Origin of the sequence: Mycobacterium sp. GA-0227b, from assembly GCF_001499855.1 — a bacterium.
Classification (GTDB): Bacteria; Actinomycetota; Actinomycetes; order Mycobacteriales; family Mycobacteriaceae; genus Mycobacterium.
This window is the reverse complement of sequence record NZ_LQIK01000006.1, coordinates 1-18,420: the sequence shown is the minus strand read 5'-3', so window position 1 is coordinate 18,420 and position 18,420 is coordinate 1. Positions and strand designations below refer to the sequence as shown.

The 18,420-nt window shown below is 67.6% G+C and carries 21 protein-coding genes; 10 read left to right on the top strand and 11 right to left on the bottom strand.

Translation table 11 applies throughout. The features are described from left to right. Positions 1–16: 16 nt before the first annotated feature. From AU185_RS06905 to AU185_RS06885, 5 genes are all read left to right on the top strand, one after another. A complete protein-coding gene (locus AU185_RS06905) occupies positions 17–919 on the top strand; it encodes a dienelactone hydrolase family protein (RefSeq protein WP_059098496.1) in 903 nt (300 codons plus the stop codon). Between the two features lie 96 nt (positions 920–1,015). Further along, positions 1,016–2,122 carry a glycosyltransferase gene (locus tag AU185_RS06900; protein ID WP_059098495.1) on the top strand — a complete coding sequence of 369 codons (1,107 nt, stop codon included), beginning with the start codon at positions 1,016–1,018 and terminating at the stop codon, positions 2,120–2,122. Between the two features lie 55 nt (positions 2,123–2,177). Beyond that, on the top strand, positions 2,178–2,576 hold the full coding sequence (locus AU185_RS06895; RefSeq protein ID WP_059098494.1) for a hypothetical protein: 399 nt from the start codon (positions 2,178–2,180) through the stop codon (positions 2,574–2,576). A gap of 98 nt (positions 2,577–2,674) precedes the next feature. Then, complete coding sequence (locus AU185_RS06890) at positions 2,675–3,118, top strand: hypothetical protein (protein WP_059098493.1); 444 nt, start codon at positions 2,675–2,677, stop codon at positions 3,116–3,118. Further along, the gene (locus AU185_RS06885) at positions 3,115–3,813 is read left to right on the top strand and encodes an HAD family hydrolase (RefSeq protein ID WP_059098492.1); all 699 of its coding nucleotides are present in this window, start codon (positions 3,115–3,117) and stop codon (positions 3,811–3,813) included. Before AU185_RS06890 ends, AU185_RS06885 begins: the two co-directional genes overlap by 4 nt. A gap of 16 nt (positions 3,814–3,829) precedes the next feature. Here the strand turns inward: AU185_RS06885 and AU185_RS06880 are convergent, their stop codons facing one another. The 4 genes from AU185_RS06880 to AU185_RS25530 form a co-directional block, all read right to left on the bottom strand. Next, positions 3,830–4,930 (bottom strand): Rv2629 family ribosome hibernation factor, encoded by a 1,101-nt coding sequence (locus AU185_RS06880; RefSeq protein ID WP_059098491.1) that lies wholly within the window; start codon positions 4,928–4,930, stop codon positions 3,830–3,832. A 71-nt stretch (positions 4,931–5,001) separates the two neighbouring features. Continuing rightward, positions 5,002–6,321 carry a cytochrome P450 gene (locus tag AU185_RS06875; RefSeq protein WP_059098490.1) on the bottom strand — a complete coding sequence of 440 codons (1,320 nt, stop codon included), beginning with the start codon at positions 6,319–6,321 and terminating at the stop codon, positions 5,002–5,004. Positions 6,322–6,365: 44 nt separating this feature from the next. Beyond that, entirely contained in the window at positions 6,366–6,869 is a 504-nt protein-coding gene (locus AU185_RS06870; RefSeq protein ID WP_059098489.1) for a Cif family virulence factor, read from the bottom strand. 734 nt (positions 6,870–7,603) lie between these two features. Beyond that, the gene (locus AU185_RS25530; RefSeq protein WP_231740255.1) at positions 7,604–8,419 is read right to left on the bottom strand and encodes a glycosyltransferase family 39 protein; all 816 of its coding nucleotides are present in this window, start codon (positions 8,417–8,419) and stop codon (positions 7,604–7,606) included. Between AU185_RS25530 and AU185_RS06860 the strand changes: the two genes are divergently transcribed. Further along, positions 8,418–9,377 (top strand): alpha/beta hydrolase, encoded by a 960-nt coding sequence (locus tag AU185_RS06860; RefSeq protein ID WP_059098488.1) that lies wholly within the window; start codon positions 8,418–8,420, stop codon positions 9,375–9,377. The genes AU185_RS25530 and AU185_RS06860 overlap by 2 nt on opposite strands. A gap of 20 nt (positions 9,378–9,397) precedes the next feature. Here AU185_RS06860 and AU185_RS06855 read toward each other — a convergent pair whose 3' ends face one another. The 3 genes from AU185_RS06855 to AU185_RS06845 form a co-directional block, all read right to left on the bottom strand. Then, on the bottom strand, positions 9,398–9,862 hold the full coding sequence (locus AU185_RS06855; protein ID WP_059098487.1) for an SRPBCC family protein: 465 nt from the start codon (positions 9,860–9,862) through the stop codon (positions 9,398–9,400). 100 nt (positions 9,863–9,962) lie between these two features. Beyond that, positions 9,963–10,307 (bottom strand): hypothetical protein, encoded by a 345-nt coding sequence (locus AU185_RS06850; RefSeq protein WP_059098486.1) that lies wholly within the window; start codon positions 10,305–10,307, stop codon positions 9,963–9,965. Between the two features lie 93 nt (positions 10,308–10,400). Further along, on the bottom strand, positions 10,401–10,610 hold the full coding sequence (locus tag AU185_RS06845; RefSeq protein ID WP_059098485.1) for an Rv3202a family protein: 210 nt from the start codon (positions 10,608–10,610) through the stop codon (positions 10,401–10,403). Between the two features lie 230 nt (positions 10,611–10,840). On the opposite strand from AU185_RS06845, the gene AU185_RS06840 reads away from it, so the two are divergent. After that, positions 10,841–11,728, top strand: a complete 888-nt coding sequence (locus AU185_RS06840) for a cyclopropane mycolic acid synthase family methyltransferase (protein WP_059098484.1) — start codon at positions 10,841–10,843, stop codon at positions 11,726–11,728. Between the two features lie 74 nt (positions 11,729–11,802). On the opposite strand, the gene AU185_RS06835 is transcribed toward AU185_RS06840, so the two are convergent. Continuing rightward, complete coding sequence (locus AU185_RS06835; RefSeq protein WP_059098483.1) at positions 11,803–12,642, bottom strand: alpha/beta fold hydrolase; 840 nt, start codon at positions 12,640–12,642, stop codon at positions 11,803–11,805. Positions 12,643–12,703: 61 nt separating this feature from the next. Here AU185_RS06835 and AU185_RS06830 point away from each other — a divergent pair, with 61 nt between their 5' ends. Next, positions 12,704–13,357, top strand: a complete 654-nt coding sequence (locus tag AU185_RS06830) for a TetR/AcrR family transcriptional regulator (RefSeq protein WP_059098482.1) — start codon at positions 12,704–12,706, stop codon at positions 13,355–13,357. 35 nt (positions 13,358–13,392) lie between these two features. Here AU185_RS06830 and AU185_RS06825 read toward each other — a convergent pair whose 3' ends face one another. Further along, complete coding sequence (locus AU185_RS06825; protein WP_059098481.1) at positions 13,393–13,905, bottom strand: GNAT family N-acetyltransferase; 513 nt, start codon at positions 13,903–13,905, stop codon at positions 13,393–13,395. Between the two features lie 4 nt (positions 13,906–13,909). Further along, positions 13,910–14,287 (bottom strand): thiol-disulfide oxidoreductase DCC family protein, encoded by a 378-nt coding sequence (locus tag AU185_RS06820; protein WP_059098480.1) that lies wholly within the window; start codon positions 14,285–14,287, stop codon positions 13,910–13,912. A gap of 118 nt (positions 14,288–14,405) precedes the next feature. On the opposite strand from AU185_RS06820, the gene AU185_RS06815 reads away from it, so the two are divergent. Continuing rightward, positions 14,406–15,356 (top strand): threonine ammonia-lyase, encoded by a 951-nt coding sequence (locus AU185_RS06815; protein ID WP_059098479.1) that lies wholly within the window; start codon positions 14,406–14,408, stop codon positions 15,354–15,356. 15 nt (positions 15,357–15,371) lie between these two features. On the opposite strand, the gene AU185_RS06810 is transcribed toward AU185_RS06815, so the two are convergent. Further along, a complete protein-coding gene (locus AU185_RS06810; RefSeq protein WP_059098478.1) occupies positions 15,372–16,838 on the bottom strand; it encodes a peptide MFS transporter in 1,467 nt (488 codons plus the stop codon). Positions 16,839–17,071: 233 nt separating this feature from the next. Between AU185_RS06810 and AU185_RS06805 the strand changes: the two genes are divergently transcribed. Continuing rightward, the coding region (locus AU185_RS06805) for a DUF7159 family protein (RefSeq protein ID WP_216636415.1) at positions 17,072–18,420 on the top strand (1,349 nt) is incomplete at its 3' end.

Below are 18,420 nucleotides of genomic sequence, written 5' to 3'. Positions count from 1 at the left end.
GGGCATACTCGCGGAGATGACCCCGTTGCAGCGCTATATCGCTGAAGAGATCGCCACCGACCACGTCGACGGGCTGCTGTCGCGGCGCGAGGCGCTGCGTCGGCTCGCCCTGCTCGGTGTCGGCACCGCCGGGGCGTCGGCGTTGATCGCCGCGTGCAGCCGAAACCGTGAGCCCGCGGAGGAGGCGCCGGTGACGTCGAGTGACCCGGGCGCACCGCCCCCGGGCGCCGAGAACGCCGTGCCGACCGCGCCGATCACGTGGGCCGGGCCTCGGGGTGAACTGCAGGGCGCCTGGGCCGAAGCGCCGAACCCCCGGGGCGGCGTCCTGGTCATCCACGAGAACAAGGGACTCAACGATCGCACCCGCTCGGTGGCGGGACGGTTCGCGGGGATCGGCTACTCCGCGTTGGCGATCGATCTGCTCTCGGCGCAGGGCGGAACGGCAACGTTCGCCGACCCCGCCGAGGCGACGGCCGCTTTGGGCAAGATTCCGCCCGAGGAGGCGCTGGCCGACCTGAGGTCCGGTGTCGACGAACTCCAGCGACGCGTCCCCCGCCAGAAGTTCGCCGCCGTCGGGTTCTGCATGGGTGGCGGTTATGTCTGGCGACTGCTGGCCGCCGGTGAGCCGCGGCTGTCGGCGGCGGTACCGTTCTACGGCCCGACGCCCGAGGACCCGAACTTTTCGCGTTCGAAAGATGTTGCGGTGCTGGGGATTTACGCCGACCGCGATCAACGGGTGAACGCCACCGAGCCCGTCGCCAGGGCGGCTCTGGAGAAGGCCGGCCTGGTGTTCGAACTGGTCACCGAACCCGACGCCGACCATGCGTTCTTCAACGACACCCGCGAGCGCTACAACGCCACCGCGGCCGCCGACGCGTGGCGCCGCGTGCAGGACTGGTTCACCCGCTACATCGGCTGACGCAGTCGACACTTCACCAGCGTTGTTAACGCGCACTTCGCCCGAGCGTCATCGCCTCGTTGGTGACCGCACACGCACCGCGGTCACATTGAGCGCATGCGGGTTGTGCAGGTAGCGAACTTCTACGGCCCGCGCTCGGGCGGCCTACGCACGGCGGTCGACCGACTCGGTGCCGAATACTGCGCACGCGGTCACGAGGTTTACCTTGTCGTGCCGGGAGCACGCCCCGAGTCGCGGCGGCTGCCGTCAGGAGTCGTTCGGATCTCGTTGCCCGCGCGCGGTATTCCGTTCACGGGCGGGTATCGCGCGGCGCTGCCCGGTCCGGTGACCGCACTGCTGGAACAGCTCACCCCCGATGCCGTCGAGGTGTCGGATCGGCTCACGCTGCGTTCCCTGGGCGCTTGGGGCCGACATCACGGCGTCGCGACGGTGATGATTTCGCATGAGCGGCTCGATCGCCTTGTCGGGCAGGTGCTTCCGAAGCGGGCCGCGCGCATGGTCGCCGACATCGCGAACCGTCGCACCGCCCAAAGTTATGACGCGGTGGTGTGTACGACGGGGTTCGCGCGTGACGAGTTCGACCGCATCCACGCCTCGAATGTGTTCACCGTGCCGCTGGGGGTGGACCTCGACCAGTTCCATCCCCGCCACCGCTCCGCGTCGGTCCGGAAACGCTGGGCCGCCCCGGAGCAGACGCTGCTGGTGCATTGCGGTCGCCTGTCGGTGGAAAAGCATGCCCACCGCAGCATCGACACCGTTGCGGCACTGCGCGCCACGGGCGTCGACGCCAGGCTCGTCGTCGTGGGGGACGGGCCGCTGCGGACGCGGCTCGAACGGCAGGCCGCGCGTCTGCCCGTCGACTTCACCGGCTACATCGGCTGCCGCGACACCGTCGCAACGATCCTGGCGACCGCCGACGTCGCGTTGGCGCCCGGCCCGCACGAGACGTTCGGGCTGGCCGCACTGGAAGCGCTCGCGTGTGGGACACCAGCGGTGGTGTCGCGTACGTCGGCGCTCACCGAGATCCTGGACGCCGAAAGCGGAGCGGCCGCCGACAACGACCCGGTCGCGATCGCGAACGCCGTCGCGTCGGTCATCAGCCGTCCGGAAACGGTGCGTCGCAACGAGGCCCGCCGCCGCGCCGAACAGTTCACCTGGCCGAGGGCCGCGACCGGCATGCTGCAGGCGCTGGGCGTGCGCTGACGCAAACCGCGGCGAGACGGCCATTTACGCGCCCAGGGTGGCTTAGGATCTGGGAATGATCAGGTCGCTGATGGTTTCGGTCCTCACCGTCGCCCTGAGCTGTCTACCGATCACCGCCGCGGCGGGCGCCGATCCCCAGACGCCGCCGTGCACCTACACGCTGTCCCCGCCACACGTCGTCGAAGTCTCGGGCACCGCCATGGTGGCCGTGACGATGTCACCGGCGGGATGCGACGGCGCCATCCCGTATCAATCGATCGCCTGCGTCCAACTGCAGGGTGGCCAGGGCCCCGGGCGGTGCGAGCAGAACAACGGGCTGTTGCCGGCGCGGGTGTACTTCTCGCCGCACCAGCCCGGCGCCACCTATGTCGCCACCGGTCGAGGTTGCTCGACGACGGGTAACCCGCCGCAACCGGTCTGCGCGCCGGCCGGCCCGCTGACCGCGACGCTGTAGCGACTGCGGCCCACCCCGTTTAACCGGGCCTGCGCCCGGTTACCCGCAGAATTAGCGGGTTCGTCAATGAGCCGGCTCGACCGATCGAAGGAGCCGACATGGATAGCAACGTCATCGTGTGGATCGTCGTCGCCATCGCGGTGATCGCCGTCATCGCGCTGGTGGCGTTCCTGGCACGCAATGCGCGCACCAAGCGCCGCCGCATGGAGGCCGACCGGCTCCGGGCGGAGATCGACCAGAAGACCCAGCACGTCGACAAGCGCGAGAACGTGGCCCAGGAGACCGAGGCACGGGCCCGCGCCGCGCAGGCGGAGGCGGAGGCGAAGGCGGCCGAGGCGGCCCGGCTGCAGGACGCCGCCCGCACGCATCGCGACGACGTGACCACCAAGCGCGACGAACTCAACGAACAACGCGCCCGCGCCGACGCTCTCGACCCCAGGGCCGGCACCACGGATGCCGCCGCCACCTCAGCCGATGGGACACCGGCGGATCCACCCACCCGTTCCGACCACACCCGGGCACCCGAACAGCGCCGTCCGTGACCGGCCGGGCGAAGACCACGTCGGCGGTGTTGTTCGACGTCGACGGCACGCTGGTCGACTCGAACTACCTGCACGTGTACGCGTGGTACCGGGCGTTCGAGGAGGCCGGCCACCCCGTTGAGGCTTGGCGCATCCACCGCTCGATCGGGATGGACGGCACGACGCTGGTCAACACCCTGGCCGGGGCAGCCGGCGAGGCAGCGCGTGAGCAGGCCAAGGATCTGCACTCGCGCTATTACAAGGAACTGGCACCCCATCTCAGACGGTTGCCGGGTGCGCGGGAACTGCTCGAAGCCGTCCACAAGCTCGACATCCGGGTCGTGTTGGCGACCTCGGCTCCGGAGGAGGAGTTGTCGGTCCTGCGCGAGGTGCTCGACTGCGACCACCTGGTGTTCGCGGTGACGTCGTCGAAGGACGTGGACACCGCCAAACCCGAACCCGACATCATCGAGATCGCGCTCGAGCGCGCCGGGGTGACGGCCTCGCACGCCGTCTTCCTGGGCGACACGGTGTGGGATATGGAGGCCTGTCGGCGCGCCGGAGTCGGCAGCATCGGGGTGCTGAGCGGGGGAGTGTCCCGTTCAGAGCTCGAAAAGTCTGGGGCACAACGGGTTTTCGAACATCCTCTCGAGCTGTGCCAGCACCTCGACGACACTTCGATCGCGGCGCTGGCCAATATCGTCGGCGCCCGCTGAGCGGCAGCTGCGGCGGTCAGCGGGGCAGCGCGTACCGCAGGATCGCCGCGACGCCGTCGGCCGGCGCGATGCGCTCATCGGTGCGGATCAACGCGGCACCGGTCGCGATCGCCGCCATCGGGAGCGCCTCGTCTGCGCGAAGGGTCTGGGTCGGAGCCGTCCCGAGTTCGGAGAGCACGTTGGCATTCGGTGCGATCGTCGCGAGGTCGTCACCGGCGACGACGGTCGCATCACCGACGTCGCCGATGATCAGCGTCTCGACCGCCCCGGCCCGCAGGGCCGCGGTGACGCCGTCGAGGCCTTCGGTCGCCAGGCCTTCACCTCGGCCCGACTCTGCGCTGAACCGTTGTGCGGCATCGTCGATCGCGGCCAGGCGGCGGTGTTGGAACTCCTGGTCGATCGCGTGCTGCAGGTCTGCGTCGTCGAAACCGCTGTGCCGCGCGCCGACATTCACGTCGACGACCAGGGCGGTGACCCGTTCGGGCAGGTGCGCGACAAGATCGGTGCGGGACTGAACTTCGCCGACGACGAACACCACCTCCGGTCCGGCGTCGTCGACCAAGGTGGTGAGCTCGCCCGCGACCGCGCGGATGTTCTGTTGGCGCGCCCCCTCGGCGGCGCGTTGCGGATCGCCGTAGCCAGGTGTCTCCGCCCCTGACGCCTTGTGCACCGGGTACGCATCACCGTCAACCGTGTCCGACACCGCGGTGCCCTCGCGGTACAGCGTGATGTCGCCACCCTCGTGGTCGACGATCACCACCGCGTATGTCGGCCGGTCAAGGGCGTGTTCGACGACCGGGACGATGTAGGGCAGCGACGAGACGCGCACGACGGGGCTGATCGGCCGGATGAGGTGCTCGTTGACCAGGATGCCGTCGCGGCTCGCCACCACGGCCCGGCCGCTGGGTCCGACCGGCGGAGTGGTCTCCACGACGGCCTGTTCGATGCTCTGCGTCACCGCCGGATCGGCGCCCTGCTGCTCGAGTTGCTCACGCAGCGACCTCCACTTCAACTCCATCTGCGCGGCCGCGTCGGCTGTGTTGTGCGAATCGTCGAAGTACACCGACGCGTATGGGCCGTTCGAGGTCAGCAAAGTGCGGAAGTGTTCGGGTTGCATGGCCGTTGGTTACCCGTCGAGCAGCCGACGACACAGGTTTTCCCGGGGACGGCCACGCGAGCGGCTCGGTTTCACTCAGGCGGTGACGGAGGTGTCCAGGACACCGGTAAGCGCTTGATCCCGTGGATGAACGGCGACAGCAGCCGCGCCGGTTCCTCGGTCGCGGCGATGTCAGGTATCCGCCGGTGCAGTTCCTCGAAGACGACGCTGATCTCACGCCGGGCCAAATTCGCGCCCAGGCAGAAATGTGCGCCACCGCCGCCGAACCCGGCATGGGGATTGGGGTTACGCCCCACGTCGAATGTCCACGGGTCGGCGAACCTGTCCTCGTCGCGGTTCGCCGAGCAGTACCACAGCGTGGCCTTGTCGCCGGCGGCCATCTTGACGCCGCTCAGTTCACAGTCCTCGGTGAGCGTGCGCCGCATGTAGATCACCGGCGAGGCCCACCGGACGATCTCCTCGACCGCCGTGGGGGCCAGGGTTTCGTAATCTGCCCACCACCGCGCCCGCTCCTCGGGATAGCGGGTGAGCGCCAGCACGCCGTGGCTGATCGCGTTGCGGGTGGTCTCGTTGCCGGCGACGACGAGCAAGATGAAGAAGGATGCGATCTCCGCCGACGTCAGCCGCTCACCGTCGACCTCGGCCTGCACCAGGGCGGTCGTCAGATCTTCCTGCGGACGCGCCCGACGGTCCTCGGCGTGGGCGGTCGCGTAGGCGCCGATGTCCATCGCGACCTTGACGAACTCCTCGTAGTCCTGCGCGATGTCCTTGTCGCCGAAGCCGAGAATCACGTTGGTCCAGTGGAAAATCTGCTGGTGATCGTCCTCCGGGATGCCCATCATGTCGCAGATCACCTGCAGCGGCAGCGGCCCCGCCAGCTCCCCGACGATTTCGCCGTGACCGTCGGGATGTTCGGCGATCATCGCCTCGACGAGACGGCGGGCCCGGTCGCGGACCGACGCCTCGGTGCGCGCCACCACTCGCGGGGTGAACGCCCGGCTGACGATGTTGCGCAGCCGCAGATGACGCGGGTCGTCCATCACGATCATCGAGCCGAAGTACTCCGACAGTTCCGGGTTGGCGTCATTGATCGTGATGCTCGGGCTCGAGCTGAAGATGTGCGGATGACGGCTTGCGTACCAGACGTCGTCGAACCGGGTGATCGCCCAGTGCCCGGGCCCCTCCTGAACACCGGGTGTCTCGAGCGGAAGATGGAACGACACCGGCGCTTCGCGGCGCAGCGTGGCGAACGCGCCGTCTCGGAAGTCGTCGGATTGCACCCAGAACTTCCAGGAGCCCAGGTCGATGTCGGACAACGGCACCTGCGGCGGCGCTGTGCCGTTCGCCCGGGCCAGCTGTACTCCAGATGTGTGCGGCGTCGCGATACCCACCCTCCCGAGAGTAGGCCGTGTGCGGCCGCAGAAGCGGAAATTCGTTAGGACAGCTGCCAGTTCATGTTTCCGGCGAACACCCGGGCGTCGTCGGAGATCGTGCCGAGCTCATGGCAGCGTTGGATGTAGCCCTGCACCATCACCAGGAAGTTCATCGGGTTGTAGGCGTCCTCCTCGTAGCTCCACTTGCCGTCACCGGCATACCTGAGCACGGTGATGACCGGTGTGCCGTGCACGCTGCCGTCGCCGGGATCCTTCATCGTGTTGACGTTCCGGTTGATGACCCAGCCCTTGTCGACGTCGATCGAGTACCACTCGACGGGATAGAACGGCATTTCGCTGCCCGAGAAGGTGTTCATCGTCGGGACGATCCAGTCGCGGATCGCCTCGCGACCGGACATGTTGCCGAGCGCATGCTCGACATATGTCGCGTCTTCGGTGAACTGGTCGGCGTAGCTCGCCCAGTTCCAGGTCCGGCCGATGTCTACCACCGCATCCTGGTAGCCGCGGAACGCGTCCTCGAGTTCTTCTCGTGACCACTGACCCATCGAACGCTCCCTCGGTTTCGCGGCTGACTGGCGTCGTTCTGTCCAACCGGGTTCTACCAAACCGGTCCGCACCGCGAGGCCGAATCAGGACACGGTCAACGTCCGTGATTGCGAATAGATTCGGTCCCACGACTCCTGCCGTCCGGTCATCAAGAACGCCCGCATCTCGTCCCCGACGTCGCCCACGACCCGCACATCGGTGAAATACCGGCTCAACTCGCTGGGGTCCTTTCCGATGTACAGGGCGGTGTCTTTGTCCCGCGGTGGTGGCGGGAAGTAGCCGTAGCTGCGGTTGACGCTGTAGGCCTCCGGCAATCCGTACCGCATGGCGTAGCCGTCGGCGTACGCCGCGACGATGTATGACCCGCCGATCAGCGCGGTGCGCTCGCGTTGTTCGGCAGGAAGGTTCCGGTACGCCTCGGCCGTGCCCGCGGCGATCTGCTCGCCGACGTCGTCGCGCACCATGGACACCGAAAGAACCAGCGTCCCAACCGCCAACGCCGCACTCACCGCGTACACCGGCCACACCAGCCAGCGCACGCGACGCGACCCAGCCTCACGGCTCTGCTGCAACGCCAGGGCGCCGACCGCCGCCAGCGGCGCGTACAGCCCAGCCAGGTAGTACGGCCGTCCGGCGGTCGCCACGAACACCACAAAGAGCACGGTGAACGCGACGCCGATGAAGCGGTAGTCGCGAAACTGCAAATCGCGGAGCCGCCACAGCCCGTAGACCATCAGCGCGACACCTGCCACCCCGGCGTACAGCAACAGCTGAACGGCGATACCGGATCTACCGCCGTACAACGCCTCCGCTTCGCCGGCCACCACCGGGGCCATCTGCAACTGGGGCCAGCCGTGGTTGAACTGCCACACCAATGTCGGTGCCGCGAGCAGCAGCGCGATCCCTGCCCCCGCCCACAGCATCGGCCTGCGCAGAAGGTCGCGCGGACCACCGCCGCAATCGCGCCCAGCAGCACGACGCACAACAACACCACCTGAAACTTCGTCAACGCCGCCACACCGACCACGACGCCGGCCGCGAGAAGCACGCGGTCATCGCGCAGGCGTATCCAGCGGACCAGCAACCACATGAGCAGTAGCCACTGCACAGGTTCGAGGCTGTAGGGCGTCAGCCAGTGACCGGCCAGCGAGGTCCAGATCACCGTCGCCTGGGCAGCGGCGGTGAAACCCTGTGCGCGGCGGTCACATCCGAGTTCACGGGCGATCAGGCCCGCAACCACCACAGCTGCCGCGGTGGCCACCACCGCGGGCAGCCTCAGCGCGATCAACGACCCCGGCGCGATGGTGTCCATCACTGCGGCCAGGGCCGGCACAACCGGCGGCTGATCGGCCGACCCCCAGTCCAGATGATGGCGGCCGATGGCCAACATGTACACCTCGTCGAACCAATAGTCGTTACCCAATGCGCCAGCGACACAATGCAATAGGGCGGCCAGACCGGCTATCGGGAGCACCGTTGCCGTGGCGAACGGGACGATGCGCTGATCTTCGGCCACAAACACGTTCAGCCACGTTAGTGTCTGGGCCATGGCTCTCGGCATCGACGCCCAGGTGCTGGCGGAGATGGCGCCGCTTCTGGCCGCAGTCGGTGACATCGAACCCGCACCGGTGGGCGACGTCGAGTCGCGGCGGGTCAACGGACACCGGATGTTCGACTCGGTCGCCGCCGCATGGAACCCCGCCGAGGGCGTCGAAGTCACGCGGTACTCGTTGCGCACTGAGGACGGCGCAACGGTGCCGCTCGGCTGGTACCACCGAGCGGGGGCACAACCCGGCAGCGCAGCACTGTATCTGCACGGCGGCGGAATGATCTTCGGGCTCGAACACATCGGCCGCCTGTACGACGCGGCGGTGCGCGACTACGTCGCTGCCTCTGGCGTGCCGATGCTCGTCGTCGACTACCGCGTCGCCCCGGAGCACCCGCACCCGAAACCGGTCGAGGACTGCTTTGCAGCGCTACGCTGGCTGGCCGGAAACGCCACGACGCTCGGTGTCGACCCGGCCCGGATCGCCGTGATGGGCGACAGCGCCGGTGGCGGCCTGGCCGCGGCTGTCTGCCTCCTGGCGCGGGATCGTGGCGGGCCGGCGATCGCCGCACAGATTCTGATCTACCCGATGCTCGACGACCGCCCCAGCGTCCAAAATCCGGCCCTGATGCCGTTTCTGACGTGGACCTATGACGACAACGCCACCGGCTGGGGCGCGTTGCTCGGTGCGGACGCGGGAACCGATTCAGTGTCGCCGTACGCCGCGCCGGCGCGCGCCGCGGACCTCGGCGAGCTCCCGGACACCTACCTCGACGTGGGTGACCTCGACATCTTCCGCAACGAGGACATCGCCTATGCCTGCCGCCTCGCCGACGCCGGGGTGCCCACCGAGCTGCACGTGTACCCGGGCTGCCCGCACGCGTTCGAGGCACTGGCCAGAAACGCCGGCATATCGCAGCGGGCGATCAGTGATCGCGTACGTCGCCTGCGCAGCGTCTGATCACGGACCGCGCCGCGGCCTCAACCGCCGTCGGGCGATTCGACGACGGCTTTGATGCGCTCGAGCGTCTTGCGCATGTCGCGGATGTTGCGGCGGCGTCGAAGTTGACCGCCCAACACCGAGAACACCTTCATCGGTATCGATTCGGACAGCCGGAACGACTCGGTGACTTCGGTGCCGCCGTCAACGGGAGTGAGCCGGTAGTGCCAGTTGTTCACCGGTTTGTCGCCGAGGAGCACCGCGAACCCGAACTCGCGGCCCGGTTCGCAGGCGGTCACCTCACATGTCGTCCAGTACACCGGCCCGATCTCGTTGCGCTTGACGTGTCCGCGGAATCGGGCGCCCAGTGCCGGGCCGGTCGCGCCGCCGAGCCATTCGGCCTCCATCACCTCGGGGGAGAACTTGCCGGTGTTCCGCACATCGGCGATCAGGTCCCAGATCCGCTCCGCCGGCGCCGCCATCGACACCGTCACCGCTCCGTCCACCGATGCCTCGCTCTCTCGCAAGCGTTTTCAGCACCCTAACGTCCATTCGCTCGGATGCACTAGGGCTTGCACGTCGCCGAACCGCCTGAACCGATTCCGGCTACCGCGTTGAGATGTCCCCGTACAGATCGGGCCACGGTGGGCGACGCACCATCGCCACCCCGGCAAGCGTCGCCGAGACCAGACCGACCAGAATGCCCGTCAACGCGATGCGCGTCGCGTCGACCGCGGGTCGCCACACGGCCTTGCCGTCCTTGACGACGAATACGCCGGCCGGTTTGGTCAGCACCCTGACGTTCGCCTCACCGCCGCGCCGTGCCCGCCCCCGCACCTCTGCGACGGGAATGACGGTCGTGCCGTCGGCCGCTTCATAGGGCTGGCCGAAGACACGGGACGCGCCGGGATCGAAGTCGAGGGTCTCCAACAGTTCTGCACGCAAATCCATGGCCTCATGCTTACTACCACCGGCGGGTGGTGGCAGCCGATCGGCCCGACGGTGCTCCACGCGCGCGGAAACTGCGCGCAGAACCGGGCGTCGTTACTCGAGTTCGAGGTCGTCGTCGGGAATCGGCACCTCGATCGACTGATCGATGAGATCCGCCTCGTCGGCGTCCCACGTGTGTGCCGTCGAGGCCGCAGCGGCGTCAAGCCAGGTGTCCTGCTCGCCCGGGTCCACCGGGATGCGCTGCTCTGCGACATCTGCTTCGGGAATGGCTTCGCCGAACGCGAGGCCGTCAGGTCTGGTCATGATCGGTCTCCGTTCCACTTCTCGAGGGACTGCTGACATGCACCTGCCAGGATAGTGCGGTTCCAGCTGCACGACACATGGCGCCTGGCGCTCGAACGTCGCGGCTCAGCCCTATGACCAGGGCAATGACGTCTGCGGGCAGGCGCTGTGCGTAAACTGCCACCCACGGGGGAGGCTCTCGAACCGTGCGGAGCTTCGAACCTGACCACTTCCGACGCCAGAGGCTTACCGTGCCAGAAAAATCGACCGACACCGCCCAGAATCTCACGCCGCATTTCGAGGACGTGCAGTCGCATTACGACCTGTCCGACGACTTCTACCGGCTGTTCCTCGACCCCACCCAGACCTACAGTTGCGCCTACTTCGAGCGCGACGACATGACGCTCGAGGAAGCGCAGCTCGCCAAGATCGACCTGTCGCTCGGCAAGCTCGGACTTCAGCCGGGGATGACGCTGCTCGACGTCGGCTGCGGTTGGGGCGCGACGATCAAGCGCGCATTGGAGAAGTACGACGTCAACGTCGTGGGCCTGACGCTGAGCAAGAACCAGCAGGCTTATGTCCAGAAGGTGCTCGACGAGCTCGACAGCCCCCGCAGCAAGCGGGTCCTGCTGCAGGGCTGGGAACAGTTCCACGAGCCGGTCGACCGGATCGTGTCCATCGGTGCGTTCGAGCACTTCGGCCGCGACCGTTACGACGAGTTCTTCAAGATGGCCTACGAGGCGCTACCCAGCGACGGCGTGATGATGCTGCACACCATCGTCAAGCCCGACGACGACGAATTCGCCGCCCGCGGCCTGCCCGTCACGATGACCAAGATCCGCTTCTTCAAATTCATCATGGACGAGATCTTCCCCGGCGGCGACCTGCCACAACCGGTGGCGGTCAAGAACCACGCGACCAAGGCCGGATTCAACGTCCGGCTCGTGCAGCCCCTGCGGTTGCACTACGCGCGCACCCTGGACCACTGGAGCGCAGCGCTCGAGGCGCACAAGGACGAGGCGATCGCCATTCAGTCCCAAGAGGTCTACGACCGGTACATGAAGTACCTGACCGGGTGCGCCGACCTGTTCCGGGAGGGTTACACCGACGTCTGTCAGTTCACCCTGACCAAAAGCTAACGGCGCAAACGCGAAAGCCGTTGCAACCGTGGCGGTCTTGTAGACCGCGAAGGTTCACCCAGGAAGGGATCAACTCAGCGCAGCGAGACCGGCTCCGAGATCGCGTCGATCAGGGCCTTCGGTGCGTCGAGGGACACGAATGTCCTGGACTCGGGCACCTCGACCAGCGTCGAGTTCGGAAACAACGCGGCCAGGCGCCTGCCGAGCGCCGGCGTGAAGGCGCGGTCGCGCTGACCCCACACCAGGGTGACCGGCTTGGTGAAGCGCGGCAATCTCGTGGCCACATCCGCCAGGTCCGTCCCGGCGACCGCACGCAGCAGCCTCGCCAGATCGCGACGGATCCGCACGTCGGTGCGGGCGGGCTCCAGCCATGACGCGGTCAACTGGGGATCCGGGTGTGTCAGAAGGCCGAAGCCGAGCGGAGAATGACGCAGCGCCGTGAGCCGCATCAGGCTGAACAACACCTTGATCGAAATCGGACCGCGCAGCAGCGCGAACACCACGTTGAAGGGGAATGGCGGAAACTTGTCGAACGCATCGCAATTGGTGAGCACCAACCGTCCGATGCGCTCGGGATCATCGTCTACGACCAATTGGCACAGCCCGCCCCCGGTGTCGTTGCCGACCAGCGTCACATCCGACAACCCCAGCGCGGCAATGAAATCGCCGACCATTCCGGCCACGGTGTGCGGTGATAGCTCCACACCGGGATTCACCGGAATCGTGTGCGAACCCAGCGGCCAGGTGGGCAGATAGCAGCGGTAGCCCTGCCGCGCGAGCCCATCGGCCACGCGGTCCCAGAGACGGCTGTCGACGAGGATGCCGTGCACGAAAACCACCGGCGGATGTGGCGAATCTTCCGGACCCAACACGCGGTAATCGATCGTGGACTGTTCCAGCGCCAATCGCGGCATGTTCGCTATCCTTTCCGTGACAACTTACAAACAGATAGTATGAAAGTTACGTGCAGCTTGTATGAAAGTCAATGACCGGGCCGCCGCAGGCTCACGCGGCCGCCGCACCCAGGCAGAGCGCACCGCCGCAACGCGCGCTCAGCTGATGGGGGCAGCCCGGAAACTGTTCGCGGACAAGGGGTTCGCCGACGTCTCGACCCAGGCCATCGTTGCGGCCGCCGGTGTCACCCGAGGCGCGCTCTACCATCAGTTCCGCGACAAGGCCGGCCTGTTCGAAGCGGTGTACGAAGAGATCGAATGCGGCATGGTCGCCGACATCGCGCGTGAGATAAGCGCACGGCAGCCGTTGGATCCGCTGGAGGCCATGCGGGTCGGCGCTCGGCTTTTTCTCGACGGCTGCGCCGAGCCCGACGTGCAGCAGATCGTTTTGATCGACGCGCCCGCGGTGCTCGGCTGGGGGCGCTGGCGCGAGGTGGGAATGAAGTACGGCCTCGGGGTCATCGAGGCGATGCTCGCGCATGCCGTCGCCGAGGGCGCCATACCCGACCAGTCGCTGCGCGCCACGGCGCACGTCTTGCTGGGCGCGCTCGACGAGGCCGCACTCTATGTATCGCGGGCGGCCGATCGGGAGCAGGCGCGCCGCGACATGGATGCCGTCTGCGACCGCCTGCTCGACGGGATCGCCGGAAGCGATGGAGCGGGGTTGCGCCCCTGAGGTTCTCCGGCCAATCGCAGGTGCGTCGACACCGATCAGGTCGCGAGGCTGCGTTGCAGCAGCACGGTGTCGAGCCATCGGCCGTGCTTGAACCCGACGGCGGTCAGCCGACCGGCTTCGACGAAACCGCGACTACGGTGCAATGCGACCGAAGTCGCCCCGTCGGCTTCGACGATGACGGCGATCACCTCACGAACACCGGCCGTGGCGCAGCCGGTCAGCAACGCGTCGAGCAGCTTGCCGCCGATTCCGCGGCCGACGGCATGGGAGGCCACATACACCGAGTCCTCCACGGTGTGCCGGTATGCGGGTCTTGGCTTCCACGGACCGCAGTATGCGTAGCCGACGATCTCGCCGTCGATGGTTGCGGTGACGAACGGTAACCCTGCTTCGACGACGGCGCCGAATCGGCGCTCCCATTCGGTGTGGTCCGGCCGTGTGAGTTCGAATGTCGCCACACCGTTTTCGACGTAGTGTGCGTAGATATCACCGATCGCGCCGAGGTCACCGGCATGCGTTGGCCGGATGGCCAATTCGGTCGCGCGCATCGTGTCAGCAGGCGGCCGGATGCGACTCGCAGTACGGCGTCGTACCCGGGAAGCGATACCGATGGCCCGCGACGTACCGGTACACGGCGTCTTGCAGGGAGCGGATGCCGGGGATGCGGTAGATCAGAAGGGGTAGCCGAACTCCCAGCGCGGCCGACACCGCCGCGTTCATCGCCTCGGCGCCGGCGTAGACATCGCCGGAATCGTCAAGCCAGCGGGCGGCTTCGCTGATCCGCGACGATGGAACTCCGAGGCGCTCCGGCGCGTCGGGACTCTGCAATGTCTCGGTGCGCAAGTTTCCGGTTCGGTTCAACCTCACGATGGTGTAGACCGCGCGGGTACACATCCCGCAGTTACCGTCGAAGTACAGGGTTCCAGCCATAGCTCCAGTGTCCTCCCTGATCACCGCAAATCTGCGGCGGAGTTGCCGATCTCACGTCCGACACGACGCTCGGGCGCAAGTCGCCCGACGTGCCGTCCGACCGGGGCACACTGGGTTCGTGGACCTGGTGACACTGGACGACATCGAGCGGGCGGCCGCGCGCATCCGCGCCTTCGTGTTGCGCACACCGCTGCTGCCTGCGCCGTGGGCAGACGACGAAGAGCGGCCGCTCTGGATCAAACCGGAGAGCCTGCAGTCGATCGGGGCGTTCAAGGTGCGCGGGGCGTTCAACGCGATCGGTCATCTCGACGAGTCCGTACGTACCAGGGGAGTGGTGGCGTACTCGAGCGGAAACCACGCCCAGGCGGTGGCGTACGCGGCGGCGATGTACGCGGTGCCCGCGCACATCGTGATGCCCGAGGAGACGCCGAACGTCAAGGTGGCGGCCACTCGCGGCCACGGGGCGCGGGTGGTGTTGTGCGCTGCGGGACAACGGGAGCGGGTCGCCGCCGAAGTTGTCGAGGAGACCGGCGGCGTGCTCATACCGCCCTTCGACCATCCCGACATCATCGCGGGCCAGGGCACGATCGGGCTGGAGATCGCCGAGGATCTGCCCACGGTCGACACGGTCCTGGTCCCGGTCAGCGGTGGGGGCCTCGCCTCCGGTATCGGCACGGCGGTGAAAGCGTTGTGCCCCAACGCCCGGGTGATCGGTGTGGAACCGGAACTCGCGGCCGACACCGCAGAGGGCTTGCGCGCCGGTCACCGGGTCGACTGGTCGATCGAAGCGCGCAACCGCACCATCGCCGACGGCCTGCGCTCGCAACCTTCCGATCTGACCTTCGCCCATCTACAGCATGTACTCGATGACGTCGTCACGGTGACCGAAGACGAAATCCGTTCGGCTGTGGTGGAACTCGTCCAGCGCGCTCACCTGGTGAGCGAACCCAGCGGGGCCGTCACGCTGGCCGCGTACCGTAAGGGGGCTGCCCCCGCGGGCCGGACCGTGATCATCGTGTCCGGCGGTAACATCGAGTCTGCTTTGCTGCGAGATATTCTGGGCGCATGACTGCCGGCGCGCCCGTCAGTGCACGCCTTGCATGTGGCGACTGATCCAGGGCGCCAGCGTGAACACCGCGACGCCCGCCGCCACCGCGACCGCCCCGATGACGCCGAAGTAGACGAACTCGCGCGCGGGGTCGTAGTAACGGGCCAACACGCCCGACATCGAAGTGCCGAGGCCGACCGAGAAGAAGTACAGAGCCATCATCTGGGCGCGGAACGCCTCGGGCGCAAGCTTTGTGGTGGCCGAGAGCCCGATCGGTGATAGCAGCAACTCGCTGATCGCGAACACTGCCATGACGCCGACGACGAACAGCGCGGGCACCGCGCGGCCGGTAGTGCCGGCCATCGGCAGAAACAGCAGGAACGCGCACCCCATTCCGATGACGCCGTACGCGAACTTGCGGGGCGTGGTCGGAGCGCGATCGCCGAGCCGGGTCCACAGGACCGCGAAAAGTGGCGAGAGCGCGATGATCCAGACCGGCTCGATCGACCCGATCCAACTCGATGGCGCGGTCCATCCGAAGATCGACCAGTTCATCCGCTCATCGGAATAGACGGCGAGCACGGTGAAGATCTGTTGGAACAGTGACCAGAACACCGCATTGGCGACAAACAGCGGAATGAACGCGCGTACCCGGGTTCGTTCGACGGCCGAGACCTTCCCGCTGGTGAGCATCACCGCGAAGTAGGTCAACGATGCCGCGACGATGACCCCGGTCGTGACCTGCGACAGATTCGACAGCTGCACCACACCGGTTGCGAAGACCACGACGATGACCGCGATGCCCACCACCGCCACGCCGGCTGCCCGACCGAAGGCGCTGTGCGGCAGCGGGTTAGGTATATGGCGACCGTGATCGCCCAGGTTCCGCCGGAACACGACGTACTGCGCCAGCCCCAAAGCCATGCCGACGGCAGCCGCACCGAATCCATAGTGGAAGCCGACGCGGGTCTGCAGAAGCCCGGTGATCAATGGGCCGGTGAACGCGCCCAGGTTGATCCCCAGGTAGAACAGCGTGAATCCGCCGTCGCAGCGGGGATCGCCCTTGTCGTAGAGCGTGCCGAGCAGGGAGGACGCATTGGCCTTCAACGCGCCAGAACCCAGGGCGACCAATACAAGACCCGCGGCCACACCCGCCAACCCCGGCACGACCGCGAGGGCGATGTGGCCGAACATCACCACCACGCCGCCGTAGAACACGGTGCGCTCCATACCGAGTATCCGGTCGGCGATCCACCCGCCGAGCACCGTCGAGAGGTAGACCAGGCCACCGTAGGCGCCGACGATGCCGGTGGCCGTGCTCTGGGGAAGATCGAGGCCGCCGTCGGTGGCCGAGTAGTAGAGGTAGTAGCCGAGAATCGTCAGCATCCCGTAGAAGGAGAACCGCTCCCACAACTCCACTCCGAACAGATTGGTCAGGCCGATCGGGTGCCCGAATACCGTGCGGCCGCTGGGCGCGCCTTCCGTCTGCTCGACTGCTGCCATGGGATGTCACCCTGCCACGGGAGTATGCGTCCCGGGCGTGATCACCCGGGATTGCGAACGGATGCCTGGGCAAAGGGGAGCAGCCGATGCTTACAGGGGATTGAAGCGGCACAGCACATTTCGATTCACGCAATCGTCGGCCGACCCGCCCCGCTGTCCCCTGCCCGGCGGAGCCGGCGGCGCGCCCGGCTGTTACGGTCACCCCCGGTGGATGGACGTCCGAAGGGGTGTGGGTGGACGCCGTACTGGGCCTGTCGGTGACACGTTCTGCTGTCGGCCTTGTCCTCGTCGAAGGACAGGATGCCGACGGCGCAACCGTCGACCGCGATGCCATCGAGATTCTTCCCGCTCGTCGGTCCTCGCCGCGCGAGACCTCCGATGAGGCGGCGGCGGCGGTGCTACGTGCCGAGGCGCTCGCCGTCAACCGTGGCCACCGGTTGCATGCGATCGGCGTGACGTGGAGCGACGACGCCGACCTCGAGGCCTCGCTGCTGCTCAGGTCCTTGAGCCACTGCGGCTTCGACAACGTCATGCCGGTTCAGTTGCCAGAGGCGTCGGAGGCGTTGGCCTGGGGTCTCGCCGAAATGATCGGTAACGATGTCACCGCGGTGTGCGTCGTCGAGCGCGACACCGCCATCGCGCTCGTGGTGAACACGCGCGAAGGCGCAGTGCAGACCGCGGTCAACCATTCGATCGACAGCGAGAGGTCGTTGACCGGTTGGCTGAACGCCGTTTTCACCAAGGCCGACTGGCGGCCCGAGGCGCTGGTCCTGGTCGGGTCGGGCGGCGGTCTCGACGCGCTGATGCCCCGGCTGGAGAAGATGCTGTCGGTGCCCGTGTTCGCACCTGCCGAGGCCGAGCTGGCGTTGGCCCGGGGCGCCGCGCTCGCCTCTGCCCACAGCCACGAGTTCGCCATCGCCGGCGACCAGTCGCTCGACCGCACGCAGAAGCATCGGCAACGCCACACCACGCAGGCCGGCCCGCTGGCCATGCTGGCCGCCGGCACGGTCACCTTCGTGGTGTCGGTTTCGGCCGCGATCAGCATGCAGGTGGCGCCCGGCAAGGACACCACGCCGGCCGAGCCCAGCCCGGCCGCCAAGTCGTCGCCCGATATGGCAGCGGCCGCCGCTCCTCGTCCGGCCGCCGATCCGCGTCCTGCCGCTGCACCCGCGGCGGTGCCCGCACCCCCGCCACCGGTCGTGACTCCGCCTCCTCCCGCCGACGTGCCCCCCGAGCCGCCTGTCGCGGCCGTCGACATCCCCGAGGCGCCGCAAAGCCCGCCGCCGGCCGTTGCGCCGCCCGAAGCGCCCGTCGTCACCGTGCCGGGGGCACCGGTGCTGCCGCCGGAATCGAGGGCGCCGGGCCTGGTGCCGGCCCAGCCCACCCCGGTGCCCGAGCGCAAAGGCTTCCTGCAGCGGATCAGGGACCGGATCTCCAATATCGGCGACGACTTGGCGGCCGAGCCCAGCCCGGCCGGCGTGGTGTCCTTGCCGGGCGCCACCTGCATGCTGATCGCGGCCGAAACCGACACCACGAAGGTGACCGAGCCGTCAGCCAGCATGACCAGCGGGCCGGCCTGCGT